Source organism: Haladaptatus sp. R4 (genome assembly GCF_001625445.1).
Taxonomy (GTDB): domain Archaea; phylum Halobacteriota; class Halobacteria; order Halobacteriales; family Haladaptataceae; genus Haladaptatus.
In genome coordinates this window covers 63,860-77,666 of sequence record NZ_LWHG01000033.1, presented here as the reverse complement: position 1 = coordinate 77,666, position 13,807 = coordinate 63,860, and the positions used below count along the sequence as shown (strand labels likewise).

The following is a 13,807-nucleotide window of genomic DNA, read 5'->3' as shown; positions in this document are numbered from 1 at the left end:
ATATGTTTCCTTGTGTCATCCGACGTCGAGGGATGTCTGAGAAATATCGAGAGCCACATCAGTGGCTACGACAGCTTTACAGTCGAGGTTACCCATTCCGGTGGAAGGCAGACATTGAATGCAATTGAGCCGCTCTGGAAGGCACTCAAACGAGAGATATTTCCAGAAATAATACCGATGATGGCTTCTGCATGATCTCATCGAGCTGTAGACTGTGCTGTCAGTGTCGTTTGGCAGAGGGATCGACCTTTTGAATTGAGCGTTTTTCGGGTAGCGTATCGCGTGCGTATAGTGACCATGTTGAGAAATCTGCATACAGTTCTTGAAGCAACGTATCGTGAGCAGGATCAGCACTCAAATCCTTTTTCTCAGCGGGATCCTCCACGAGGTTGTACAATTCGGGGCCATCTTCCATATCAAAGACAAACTTCCACTTGTCTCGACGGATCATTCCTATCCGACCTGACTGTGTGTGTGGATTGAGTTCATTTTTCCTAGCCTCATCGAGACTCGGAACATCGTCAGCACTAGAGTGTCGTCCTCCCCACCCGCTTTCTACATAGACGCTGTTGAATCTGGAACATTCAACATCAGTCCCTGAAAGTAATGTCCACAATGATCGACCTTGAGTTCCCGGAGGATGGTCACCACCTGCAACATCACAGAGCGTCGGCATGATATCGACAATCGAGACGTGAGCGGTACTTGGTGATCGATCCGCTTCTACACCGGGTCCATTGAATATGAGCGGGATGCGAACTGTCGCTTCTGGGAGATCAACGCCTTTGCGCATGAGTCCATAATCGCCGGCAAAGTCCCCATGGTCTGATAGGAACACAATGAGTGTATCTTCACGGAGATTCTCCGTTTCGAGAAACTCGACGAAGCGGCGTACCTGGTCATCAATCATTCTCAGCATCCCGTAATATGACGAACGTAATCGCGGCAAGATTTCTGTGTCATATTTGGCGTTGGGTGCCTCCCGCTTTGCTCTCTTGACACCAATCTTCCGGAGCCACTTCCATTTGAACCGCTTATCCTCGAGAACTTCGGTTCCAGCGGAGATAGGGGGCAATTCTTCCGATGGGAACATCGAGAAATACGGTTCTGGCACTTGATAGGGATTATGTGGTTCTGGGAGAGAAAGCCAAGTAAAAAATGGGTCTCCATTATTACGTGATTTGATCCACTCTTGTGCTTGTGAAACACACCGGTAAGCACATTGACTCTCAACTGAAGTTGGAACTGGCTTGGAATCCCATCCCCCACCACCGTTGAAGAGTGACAAGTTATCTAAGTATGCTTCCAATTTTTCATCTTCTTCAGTCCGAGCAGACTTTGTTTGCTCGTCTATCGCTCCCCAGTGACCAAACTCCGCCCAAAAGTCAGTTTTTTCAGGTGTGAGGTAGCTATGGTTCTTCCCAATTAGGGCCGTCTCATAGCCGGCATCGTTTAGTAAGTCGAACAAATCCTGTTCATTTACAACAGCGTCCGATTGTTTATTTGTCCATACATTTGTTGCGGTTGGGAAACGACCGGTTAGAAAGCTTGTCCGTGCCGGAGAACACACTGGAGTCGAAGTATAGGCACGATCAAACCATGTTCCATTCTGTGCAAACTCATCGAGAAATGGCGTTGTATCAAGCTCAAATCCTTCACGAGAGCAAGCATCTGCTCGTTGCTGATCGGTCATAATAACGACGATATTTGGTTTGTCGGGCATTGTTATGATATTAGAGCCACTATGAATGTATGTTGTGCCATTTGGTTAGTTCAATATTCACCTTCTTGCTCAGACTCACAACGGTCGCTAGTCGATCCTATGAGCAGTTCATATATGCCTGTCAACTCAAATCAACCAGGAGAGTTTCTATGTCAACCAGCTCAAAGATTTGTAACGATACATCTTTAACTAAGGTATCCGATTTACTCTACGGTCTTGCTCACAATGACCCAAATTACCGATTACGAGTTGTTTGAGGTGCCGCCTCGATGGTTATTCCTGCGTGTCGAAACTACTGACGGCATTGTTGGATGGGGAGAACCCGTCGTTGAGGGTCGCTCACACACCGTGAGGGCTGCAGTTGAGGAACTAATGGATAACTACCTTGTCGGTAAACCAGCCGCTCCTATTGAAGATCACTGGAGCACGATGTACAGTGGGGGTTTCTATCGAGGAGGGCCTGTCCTTATGTCTGCTATCGCTGGAATTGACCAAGCGCTTTGGGACATCAAGGGGAAACACTTCGATGCTCCTGTATACGAACTGTTGGGTGGTGCCGCACGCGAGCAGATCCGCGTCTATCAATGGATTGGTGGCGATCGTCCTTCAGCAGTCGCGAATGAAGCCAAGAAGCAAATTGATGCGGGATTCACTGCACTGAAGATGAACGCAACTGAAGAAATGGAGCGAGTTGACGATCCTAGCACTATTAACGAAGCTGTTGAACGACTTCGGAATGTACGAGAGACGGTTGGTGACAACGTTGATATCGGGGTCGACTTCCATGGACGAGTAGCCAAGCCGATGGCGAAACGGCTTGCGAAGGCACTCGAGCCTTACGAGCCGATGTTCATCGAGGAACCAGTGCTTCCGGATCACAACGATGCACTTCCGTCTATCGCGACACAAACGTCGATTCCGATTGCAACGGGGGAACGAATGTATTCTCGGTGGGATTTCAAAGAAGTGTTTGAGAGTGGAACAGTCGATATAATACAACCAGATCTCTCTCACGCAGGGGGGATCACTGAAACTAAGAAAATAGCTTCGATGGCCGAGGCCTACGATGTCGCACTCGCACCTCATTGTCCATTGGGGCCGATAGCGCTGGCGTCTTGTATTCAGGTTGATGCGTGCTCACCAAACGCACTCATTCAGGAGCAAAGTCTTGACATCCACTATAACGAGACAAGCGACGTTCTTGACTACCTCGCTGAGCCGAGCGTATTCGATTATGAGGACGGGTTCGTCTCGATTCCGGACGGACCTGGACTCGGAATCGATATCGACGAGGAATATGTACGTGAACAGTCCAAGCAATCGGTTAATTGGCATAATCCAGTATGGCGGCACAAAGATGGGAGTGTGGCCGAGTGGTAAGGGATTCCCAATTCGGCGTTCATAGGTATTTCCAATTAACTCCTCATCACAAATAGCCACTCATTTTTTTATAGTTGCCTGCTTAACTTTCATTAGATGTCGATAACCAAATATTTGGATACTTTTGAGCATCGTGATTGGGATACATCTCCTGATGAGACAATTCGGATAGCACTTATTGGACTTGGATGGTGGACTATAGAGGAAGTAATTCCAGCCATTGAAGCATCTGATTATTGTGAAGTATCTGTACTTGTTACCGGATCTCGAGAGAAGGGCGAACGTGTGGCTACAGACATCGCCACTATGGCTGAAACCCTTTCCTACAAACAATTCCATGAAGGAGATGCACAAGATGCGTACGATGCCGTGTATGTATGTACTCCAAACGCGTATCATCTTGACTATGCAGAAACCGCGGCAGAACTCGGAAAAGCAGTTCTCTGTGAGAAGCCAATAGAAGCTAATGTGGACCGCGCTCAGAGAATGGTTGAACGATGTGAATCTGCAGGTATTAACCTACTTGTTGCTTATCGTATGCAGACCACGCCAACAGTACGTCGTGCCCGGGAACTGATACAACGTGGGACAATCGGTAAGCCACGGTTCGTCAACGGTGTCAACTGCCAATCTATTTTTGACATTTTTCCAAACCCAGATCAGTGGCGACTTAATTCTGACCTGACCGGATATGGAACTTCTGTAATGGACCTCGGAATTTACCACATCAACACGTCTCGATTCTTGCTTAATAAGGATCCAATCGCCGTTCATGCGTCGATGCGGTCAGACAAAGAGCCATTTGATGATGTTCCAGATGAGTTAGCATCATTCGTTCTGGAGTTTGAGGGAGGTTTGTATTCCACCTGCTCTGTCAGTCAGAATGCGCACGCTCAATCATATATAGAGGTGATTGGAACTGACGGCCGTCTCAGAATCGAACCAGCCTATCACTTAGAGACAGATATGTCGCTATCAATTGGAGAACAGACTGTCGATTTCGATACCCCTGAGATAAACCAGATGACCGAGCTTTTCGACTTTTTTGCCGTCAACATCGTCCAAGGGATTGATGATGCTCCCGATGGGAGGCAAGGTCTCGAGGATTTGCAAGCGATCGAAGCCATCCATCGCGCTGCTGAGACGGAGCAACAAATTCAAATCAACCGTTGATACCGTTGTTCTATCTTTAGAGAGCCACAGTTGCACTGTGGTCTTTTGCTCCAAGTCTACCAAAACCCACCAGCCACGGAAACAGGTTGTCATTGTCACTATCCTAGAATTGTATTGGTTTCTCTCTCAAATTGGACTTTTACCACATCTTGGATCACTATTGCGAGATCACTCTACTACTGTACGTTTCAGGTGGCAGGGCGTCTGTCGCTATTCTATAAATAAAGCCACCAATGAAGGAATCTCCAGTACCGATAGCATCAATCGTTTTAGTTTTGTATACCTCTTTTCTATAAGTATCTCCTTGATTAACTGCCAGAGCTCCATCGGATCCAAGTGTAACAATAACAGTTTCAATACGATATTATTCAGAAATAGAATGGGTACCGTAGCAGTGATTTCGAATCCGCAGTATTCAGACATAGTGACCAATGCGACCGGTAGATTTCAGTATGGTATCTGCTTGCCAGCCAATTCGTTTCCCAAGAAGAAACAGAGGTACTTGTAAGGTGCTCAGTGAATACAATATGAGACTGCGCTATCAGCGTTTCACCCTCCTTCTCAAGGATTGTGAACAATATATATCTTGAGTAGAAGATTCGAATAACAAGATTAGTATTGTTATTTTTCTAGGAGCTGGAAAGGAAGGTAGTCTCAAATATCATTCAAAAGTGGAACTGTTTCTCATGGGGAAACCCTCGTTTGATCCTACCACATCAGCACATTTACAGACGGAAGTTCATGCGACCATGTCTAATCTCTGCAAGGATACTTAATTACTTTACTCCATGAATTAAATTAAAATTACAAGTGTCGTTTAATTCCTTCTTTTTGACCACGGCGATTACGAGTTAATATCTCAATCTTCAAATGGCAATACTAAATCATTACGATCTATTTATATTCATTAGATCATAATATGGAATCAGATCAATCACTAAGTGCAGCCCATGCCTTGATTATCGATCCCCTGTTAAGAATTTGTGATGTGATCGGTAGTGGACATCATCCACGTTGATCGCACTTGTCGTTGATATCTATATGCTTCTCCTGTTGTCCTCTGATTCCGAGTAAGAACCACAAGTAATTTCTCAGTTAGATGCGTGAAGATGGTTCGTTTCGATAGTTTTTCCAGCATTTACTAGAACACTGGCGATCTCCTCTTCAAGCCGTCGGCTGTCAAGGCTCGACTCGGAACCGCTCACTTCGATTGCTGCGATAGCATAGTCCTCAGTGTTGCGGATGGGAACTGCCACGCTTTTAAGATCTCTGTATGGTTCGTTATGAGCCACCACATGGCGATGACCTTCGAATGCTCCAGCACTCAATGCACCTTGTTGAGGGTTTCCCTGCCCAATGACCATACGCTGGTCCCTGAGTGTGCGTAGTTCAGATAGAAATTGATCAACATCCTTATCAGGATTAGTTCGTTTAAATAGAGCTCGGATTTCTTCAGGGGGTCGGTACGAAAGAATGGCCTTCCCACCTATGGAGATGGGAGCAGGAATTCGACCCCCCTCTTCAACGGGACTGAGTAGTTGTTGACTTTCACGTACTTGATAGAGATACACGGCATCACCACCTTCTTCGACGACCAGCGAAACTGTTTCACCAACACGACGGGCCAGGTGATCTACTTCCGACTTACCGATCTCAAAGACATCTTGTCTGTCACGAATTCGTTGTCCGGCCTGGAACCAGCGCAGTGAAAGCATATATGATGATCCAGATTTAGTGACATAGCCAAGGTGACGAAGTGTGTCCAAGTGCTTGAATACCGAACTCTTTGAGATTCCGGTTTCATGAGAGATTTCAGTGACACCCATCTCTTCCCACTGGTTGAGAGCTTCGACAATTCTGAATGCGGTAATGTCTGACTTCACTTGGTGAGGAGGGGAGGACATCAATTAGAGATAGTATATCCTCGCTTGACTAAGTTGTTTCCCATTATGACACAGAATCCTACAGAGCAAGAGTTAGATAATATCTGCATGTCCTTGCAACGATATCCCATTGCTTACAGAAGTCTTAGTAATACATGACCATACTTACAGGATACGCTCTAGTTTATTATTATCAAATAGTGGACTAAATACCCAACAATTATCTTCAATCCCGACTTTGAAGTGATTGAAAAGGAAGATGAGATTTTCACAGATTAGCTTCATGGATACCAATTCCTGGAGAGATAGCGGGCTGATCCTACTAAGGGGAGGTGGTGACTTTGACAACTGAACGAGGGCATTCTGACGATACGTATCGTCATTCGATTAGTTTAGATGATCAATGGACTTTCATCACAGACCCAAATGAAACAGGCTATGACGCTGAGTGGTACGACCCTGAAGCAGAATGGCCAGACCGAGCGCAGTCGGTGAGTATCCCCCACGCTTGGCAGGAGATAGACATCTACCGAGACTACACGGGGACTGGCTGGTACCGACGTACCGTAGATGTGAACTCTGATAATATTCAGGGGTTAGATGTATTTTTAAGGTTCGGTGCGGTAGACTACGAGGCTACTGTCTGGATTAATGGGACTCAAGTTGGTCATAATCAAGGTGGATATCTTCCTTTTGAGTTCAACGTATCTGACGCTATATCTCCAGGCAAAAATGTTATTGCAGTTAGCGTGACTGATCCGGAAAATGTAGCTGAGATCCCGCATGGGAAGCAAGGAGATCCCTGGTATACCCGCGTAAGTGGTATTTGGCAGTCAGTAGAGTTAAAATTCCGTCCTAAGATTCATGTTACATCAATAGAAATCACGCCTGATCTAGAAACTGACACTGCACATGTCTCTGTTGGGGCTAATATTAGCCCTCACATGGCGACTGACATGACCTGCGAAGTCTGTGCCTTTCAGGATGGTAAACTTGTTGCACAGTCTACAGCCTACGAAACCGAAGATGGATATGAAACACACCTCACGTTTGACAACCCTGCGTACTGGTCTCCATCCTCTCCAGTTCTGTACGATGCTGAGGTGACACTCTCAGACGATGATGAGACTGTAGACAGGTACACAGACTATTTTGGAATGCGTAGTTTCGAGCGCGACGGGAGACAACTCCTGCTCAACGGAAAACCTGTAAATATACGTGGGGTGCTCGAGCAGGGATTCTACCCAAAGACGCTCTATCGACCACCAGATGAAAATATGTTTACGGAGGAAGTGGCGGTCGCAAAAGAACTTGGGTTCAACCTAATCAGAAAGCACCTCAAACCCGCACACCCAGCATTTCTTAAGGAAGCTGATCATCAAGGAATTCTTGTCTGGGAGGAGCCAGCAAATCCGTCTAAGTACACAAAGCGCTCCCGTTCTGAGGTATTTAATCAACTTAACGGACTCATTTGTCGAGATTACAACCGGCCAAGTGTTGTCATTTGGTCACTGTATAATGAAGAATGGGGAATTGGACATTATGATGGTGATGAGACTCTTTGGACCGACGAGGAAAAACAGCAATTTCTCTCTGATGCTTACAAGCTGCTACGAGATCGAGATACAACACGAGTTATTTGTGACAACTCTGGGTGGGCCCATGTCGAGACCGATATCAACGATTTCCATCGGTATTTTGTGAGCCCTGATCGAGCAGCGAACTGGGAGGCTGATTTAGACCATCTTTGTCATTATAGTGCCGACAACTATGCTACTACGGAACCCGGCGATACCAATGCTCCGGTAATTCTCTCGGAACTCGGAACTTGGGGTCTTGGGGATCTCTCTGCACTCATGGATAGATACAATGGCGAACCCCCGTGGTTTTCTCATAACTTCTTAACTGACCCTCTTAAGCGTCCAGAAGGTGTTGAAGAGCGATTCAGCGCTACTAATTTAGAAAGTGTTTTTGGCGACTTCGACGCGCTTGAATTCGCTTGGCAGCAGCGAGAGTATATTTCGATTAAATCTATTCTAGAGCAGGTCCGGATTCGAGAAAAGACAGCTGGATATGTCTTAACTCAACTCTCAGATATTGAATGGGAGTTCAATGGCATCCTTAACTATCTTCGTGAAGAGAAGGAATTTCACGAAGAGTATTCAGCAGTGAATGCACCAATTGCAGTCGTTGCTGAACCAATGTCCCATATTGTGTCCGAAAAAGACACGCTTAACTTCAATATGCATATAGTCAACGATTCTCATAAGACACTATCCGGACAAATAAATTGGTCTTTGTTCGGTGAATCCAATCAGGCATATCAGAATGTGAAGCCCTGTTCGATTAGCAGGATTGAGAATATCAAATGTGATATTCCAGATATTAAAGGGCCAGTTGAAACTGACATGTTAGAAGTAACCTTTGACTGTAATGGAGAGAGTATTTGCACTGAGGAACAAATAACAGTACTCAGTTCAGATCATCGAGAAACACCGTCCGAAATCGTTTACGCCGAAGGGTCGCTCGCATCTCGGTTTGCAACTGAGGGCATCACAGTAACACATCAGTTGGATTCGAATGTTGATATCGCATTTGTTGATCAAATAGATTCGTCTATCAATAGTTATGTTGCTAATGGGGGTATCGCTATACATATCCCCACAATAAATGGTGAGATGACAAAAGGTGGCCCATTTACCTACTCTTTGGTTCCCGAAGAAGAGAGCTGGCGCGGAGCAGCTTCAATCTTCTATCAAGATTCACCAATATTGACAGACATCTGTGACAATAAACGACTTGGCTGGGAATTTGAAGGAATTTATCCCTGTGCTGTAGCAACAAACCTAGATCTTTCAACAGACCGACTCCATGTAGGATACGTTGAAGGATGGCTTGCAAACTGGGGTAGTCCATTCGTTGAACGGAGAGAAAATGATGAGGGATCATTCGTGGCCTTTACATTCCAGGTCCAAGATTCATATGGAGAACATCCACTTGCAACGCTACTCTGTAACCGTTTAATCGACGGGATTTGACAGAGATGATAAATACATTATTCATTTTTCGGAGATGTCCTCTTTGTGATCCACGAAAATGAAAATATATCTATGATACCCCCACAGCTTGATATTTTTAAATATATTATTTAGATTTTAGAACATTAATAGCGGACATATTGTGGTCCCTATGTATCGTCCATGCTGATTGCGAAGGAGATTGCTTAATCAGACATCATATGTTTAATATCAGCTGTACCCTTGTTTCCTCCACATAGATGAACTCTGGTGGATCCGACCTAGATAATGGACCAAACACGAAAGTTGGCCGCCTTATCGAAAAGTACCAACTTGGAGAAGAATACGGTGCGGAACTCGAATCGGCATGGACTGCTGAGCAATCTGAGCGGAAGAGTCTCCGTGAGTTAGCTGACGAGATTAACCGCCAACTTCTAACTACAGCAGTAAATGATGCAAAAATTGGAACATTGGCTGGTGAAATCGATAACATGTATGAGTTGCTGACAGATGATGATGTGACATCCGGTGTACGGACGGACGCCCGCAGAAAGCTCCAACAGAAAGGGGTTGACGTCGATCAACTCGAACGCGACTTTGTTACATATCAAGCGGTTAGATCTTATCTTCACAATGAGCGAGAAGTTGAGTACGAAGCGGTGACTGACGAGGAACGAATCAAAAGAACTGTCGACAGCATTAATAAACTGCGCTCCCGATTTACATCAGTCTGTGAAAATAACCTCGAACAGTTGCAATCACAGAATCAGATTTCCCTTGGTGATACCTACCTCTTGGTTGAAGCAAATGTCTTCTGTGAAAAATGTGGCTCGCAATATCCTGTGAGTGAACTTATCGAACGTGGAGGCTGTGACTGCGAATAGACTATTCTTTTTGACAGTTAACTATTAATTGGGGGAAACTATAGAGCAGTTTCATATCTTCTGTTCTGGAAGTAGTTTGTTTGTATAGAATTGTATACTCAGTCGCCACTGTATATCTGCCAAATTCGATGGTCGAATACGGTCTATCAAACTTTTTTGTCTCACTCCGAACAATATTCGTAGGTATTCAGCTGCAACCTGACAGACGTCCCTGCCATATCAATGGTGTCTTCACCTGTTGGTCACATTTGATGAGCAATGCAACAATCCCCTACATCGGACAACACTACCGATTCACAAACAAAACCACCGACTGACGTACTGTCCGAGCTCCCTCCAAGTGCAAAATTGGTTGTAAAAACGCTCGAATACAACGACGATTCACTCACACAATCTGAACTCGCTGATAAAACCCGGCTCCCTGAACGCACAATTCGCTGTGCGCTCAGTCGTCTTAGGGACCACGATCTCGTTGACTCACGCATCTCATTTTGCGATGCACGAAAACGTCGTTACTCACTCACATGAACCAGTGATATAATCGCAGTTTTTCAAAAAGTCAGTGGCTTTCCGTGCTCGTTATGCAACTATACTATTCGGAAGACGTGCAAATCTGTTCCCGAATTTGGTTTCTAATTCTCACTCTATTCGCTCTAACGCCTCGAGGCTACCAAGCGTTTGCCAACTTCCTCTAGCGACTGGGGCAGATGACGGAACTGCCGAGTAATTTAGCTGTGAGTTCTCCGATTCGGGAAATATTTCAGTCAACACGAGCATAGAACGCGTATCCTGTCAAAAGCGGGTAGCGTGGATGATGCTATCCGCTACGACGGATGGGGAAGCAGCAGTATCACCGTCTACTCCCCGGGAAAAAATTGTTATATAAAAACAAAAAAGTATGTATTGGTGCAAAATGCGTATTCTGCCTAAGAGTTAGACTATTGACGCTGATGCGACCGAATTACTGGACTCTGGCACATTCACATTAAGCCAACAATACACGGATGGTCGCACGATCTCAAGCGTATCTGCCATTTGTCAAGCGATCACGGCCGCAAACTCGCTCTCACTTATTGTCGTAGGAAATCAACATTGATCATTTGACACGCCCTCACTAGGATGTGACGCTGAACCCGCTTCGTGGTGAGTAATCACTGCTATCAGTCCTCTTTGTTACAGTCCACAATACGCAGTCACTCCATCGCCCGGTGTCCAACGATTCATACAAAGTATATATCTGATCCTCCTTACTTCTCTGAATACTGCGGTGACGTTCCTTATCCAACGAGCTACGAATCACGGAATAACTCAGCGGAATAACTACATCAGAAAAATATTTATCAAAGCATATGCTGTATTCAAATGATTGAATCGAGAGAATAATAAGGAGGGCTGGATCGTAGATAACCAGAAAATATCAGTTATATACATCAATAATTGTTGAATATTTGATAGATCCAAGTATGACACTTACTACTCATCAACGCGACCGAGAACGATCAACCGAAGAGACATCAAGCCAGGCTCGACTGGATCAGTGCCCGGAATGTAACTCCGAAGAGTTAGCACATAGTGCAGATCAAAACGAACTAATTTGTCAGAATTGCGGCTTAATTCTTGAGGAATCCAATCTCGATCATGGTCCCGAATGGCGGGCTTTTAATCAAACTGAAAAAGCTTCCAAATCTCGTGTAGGAGCACCAATCACCCAGCGAATGCACGATAAGGGGTTGACAACAACGATCGATTGGAAAGACAAAGATGCCTATGGACGAACAATCTCCAATCGAAAGCAAAAACAGATAAATCGGTTACGAACCTGGCAGCAACGAATTCGCACGAACGATTCCGGTGAGCGCAATTTACAATTCGCGTTTAGTGAAATCGATCGCATGGCGAGTGCACTTGCGATTCCAGATACTAATCGAGAGGTTGCATGCGTGATTTATCGACGTGCACTCTCAGAAGATTTGCTTCGTGGCCGGTCGATCGAAGGTGTTGCAACGAGTTGTTTGTATGCTGCTTGTCGCCAAGCAGGAATTCCACGGAGTCTTGACGAAATGGTCGCTGTTGCACGAATCGGAGAGAAAGAATTGGGTCGTACGTATCGATATATCGCACAAGAACTGGCGTTGGAAATCAAGCCATCGAATCCAAAAGAGTTCGTCCCACGGTTTTGCTCCAAGTTAGGAACCACCTCCGCCGTTGAAAACAAGGCGTTCGAAATTCTCAATCTGACATTAGGTCATGGTCTTCATTCTGGAAAATCTCCCGTTGGGTTCGCTGCTGCAGCGATCTATGTTGCGTCGTTATTGTGTGATGAGAAACACACACAATCAGAAGTGGCAGAAGCCGCTCAGGTGACTGAAGTCACCATTCGAAATCGGTATCAAGAGCAATTAAAAGCCGTCAAGGAAGCATAGCCAAATCCAAATCAAAGTGGCGGTACGAATTGGAATCGCATACGAGCGTGATCCTGCTCGGTACACCGGGTGGAATGCGTCGAAAGCACAAGTCATCCGGTATGGTGGAGCGACACTCAAGAACGTCTTTCTCGATGGCGAGCAAGGAGCGTGAGAGCTGGTTTTTAGGTCTGGATAAATTGGTCGGCATTCACTGGGAAAATACTCCGTCCGTAGAGTTTGATGAAGTACGCGGCGATGAACCACGAGAATATCACCATCCAACCACCAGCGTAATTCGAGACGTCGAGGATATATAGGGCAATAGCGCCAGTCGTCCCGAGGACGATGATTTGGATGAGACTCCCGACGAGAATTAGCTTGCCAATCCCAACGAGTACTGCGACATGTCGGCGAAGTGTATCTCGTGCTGTTTCATTCGGTGCTTCGATTGACAAGGGTGGGATTCGCATAGCTTCATCCTCCATTTTCCTCGTTAGCGAGCGGATCGCCGACTAGCTCGTACAATGCTGTTTTTGTATGAATGTTCTCGAGATATCCGGCAGCTGTGAGGATTCCGAGCCGATTGTGGACGTATTGACGCGAGCGACCGGTTTCGTCGACGATGTACGATTGGGTTGCCCGCCCACTTCGGAGTATTTCGAGAATCTCTTTGTCGACATCAGTGAGAGAGACCGTTCGATTGGAATTGCGTGGGAGCATGTAGTACAGCCCTAGGGTATGACATAAATAGATTACGGACACACCGACTGTGTCCGGTGGTAGACGGCATCTCAGTGTGTGCGTAAGGTATTTATCTAGCCCTCTAGATGTGAAAGTGAGTACAATGGATGAACAAACGCCGAAATCGGCCCAGAGACCCATCTCTGACCGATTTCACCAATTGACGGACGATTCGACCGAGAAATATCACGCACTGAAGCGCTTGATGGTCGAGACATGTGGAGTAGTCTCCACTCGATTCATTCGTGGCACTGTCGGTATCGTCGCTACAACCGCGGCGTTCTCAGTGCCAGTGGCGGCACAAGCCACCCAGGAGGCGAGCGACGTGATGTGTTCGTCTGGACTTGGTCCCGTCGTTACGCTCGCCTTTGGGATGATCACGATCGGGATGTTTCTGCTCGCCGCCTTTCGTGGGGCAATGGCCTGGTTGAAGATGGGAAGCGCTCGCTCTGATAAGAAGAAAGAGGGTCGCGATGCAGCCCGTGGAGCGGTAATCACGTTTTGTGGTGCGTGGTTCTTCCCACTGTTCGCCGTCGTCCTCGACAAGGCCGGTGTGAGCACGCTCTCGTGCGTGAATTTCGCGAATATAATGTGAGTGCTT

General features: G+C 46.1%; 12 protein-coding genes. 8 read left to right on the top strand and 4 right to left on the bottom strand.

The features are described from left to right. The first annotated feature begins 12 nt into the window (after window positions 1-12). On the top strand, window positions 13-195 hold the full coding sequence (locus A4G99_RS25515) for a hypothetical protein (RefSeq protein ID WP_150123221.1): 183 nt from the start codon (window positions 13-15) through the stop codon (window positions 193-195). A gap of 25 nt (window positions 196-220) precedes the next feature. On the opposite strand, the gene A4G99_RS23015 is transcribed toward A4G99_RS25515, so the two are convergent. Further along, window positions 221-1,723, bottom strand: a complete 1,503-nt coding sequence (locus A4G99_RS23015) for a sulfatase (protein WP_066148619.1) — start codon at window positions 1,721-1,723, stop codon at window positions 221-223. Between the two features lie 225 nt (window positions 1,724-1,948). On the opposite strand from A4G99_RS23015, the gene dgoD reads away from it, so the two are divergent. Together dgoD and gfo6 are read left to right on the top strand one after the other, a co-directional pair. Beyond that, a complete protein-coding gene (gene dgoD / locus A4G99_RS23010; protein ID WP_066148617.1) occupies window positions 1,949-3,103 on the top strand; it encodes a galactonate dehydratase in 1,155 nt (384 codons plus the stop codon). Between the two features lie 96 nt (window positions 3,104-3,199). Next, complete coding sequence (gfo6, locus tag A4G99_RS23005) at window positions 3,200-4,276, top strand: D-xylose 1-dehydrogenase Gfo6 (RefSeq protein ID WP_066148616.1); 1,077 nt, start codon at window positions 3,200-3,202, stop codon at window positions 4,274-4,276. Window positions 4,277-4,433: 157 nt separating this feature from the next. On the opposite strand, the gene A4G99_RS30100 is transcribed toward gfo6, so the two are convergent. Together A4G99_RS30100 and A4G99_RS24845 are read right to left on the bottom strand one after the other, a co-directional pair. After that, window positions 4,434-4,622: a PfkB family carbohydrate kinase gene (locus tag A4G99_RS30100; protein ID WP_223302200.1), complete on the bottom strand. Its 189-nt coding sequence runs from the start codon at window positions 4,620-4,622 to the stop codon at window positions 4,434-4,436. A gap of 745 nt (window positions 4,623-5,367) precedes the next feature. After that, entirely contained in the window at window positions 5,368-6,159 is a 792-nt protein-coding gene (locus tag A4G99_RS24845) for an IclR family transcriptional regulator (protein ID WP_190303859.1), read from the bottom strand. Between the two features lie 341 nt (window positions 6,160-6,500). Here A4G99_RS24845 and A4G99_RS24840 point away from each other — a divergent pair, with 341 nt between their 5' ends. From A4G99_RS24840 to A4G99_RS24825, 4 genes are all read left to right on the top strand, one after another. Further along, window positions 6,501-9,197, top strand: a complete 2,697-nt coding sequence (locus tag A4G99_RS24840; RefSeq protein WP_082838043.1) for a glycoside hydrolase family 2 protein — start codon at window positions 6,501-6,503, stop codon at window positions 9,195-9,197. 239 nt (window positions 9,198-9,436) lie between these two features. Continuing rightward, window positions 9,437-10,060, top strand: coding sequence for a rod-determining factor RdfA (rdfA, locus tag A4G99_RS25510; protein ID WP_066148611.1), 624 nt, complete (start codon window positions 9,437-9,439; stop codon window positions 10,058-10,060). 258 nt (window positions 10,061-10,318) lie between these two features. Next, entirely contained in the window at window positions 10,319-10,588 is a 270-nt protein-coding gene (locus A4G99_RS28130; protein ID WP_223302176.1) for a helix-turn-helix domain-containing protein, read from the top strand. A gap of 935 nt (window positions 10,589-11,523) precedes the next feature. Next, window positions 11,524-12,483, top strand: coding sequence for a transcription initiation factor IIB family protein (locus tag A4G99_RS24825; protein ID WP_082838015.1), 960 nt, complete (start codon window positions 11,524-11,526; stop codon window positions 12,481-12,483). 456 nt (window positions 12,484-12,939) lie between these two features. Here the strand turns inward: A4G99_RS24825 and A4G99_RS30095 are convergent, their stop codons facing one another. Then, window positions 12,940-13,185: an Lrp/AsnC family transcriptional regulator gene (locus tag A4G99_RS30095; protein WP_066148608.1), complete on the bottom strand. Its 246-nt coding sequence runs from the start codon at window positions 13,183-13,185 to the stop codon at window positions 12,940-12,942. Between the two features lie 124 nt (window positions 13,186-13,309). On the opposite strand from A4G99_RS30095, the gene A4G99_RS22975 reads away from it, so the two are divergent. Then, window positions 13,310-13,801, top strand: coding sequence for a hypothetical protein (locus A4G99_RS22975; protein ID WP_150123220.1), 492 nt, complete (start codon window positions 13,310-13,312; stop codon window positions 13,799-13,801). Window positions 13,802-13,807 lie beyond the last annotated feature (6 nt).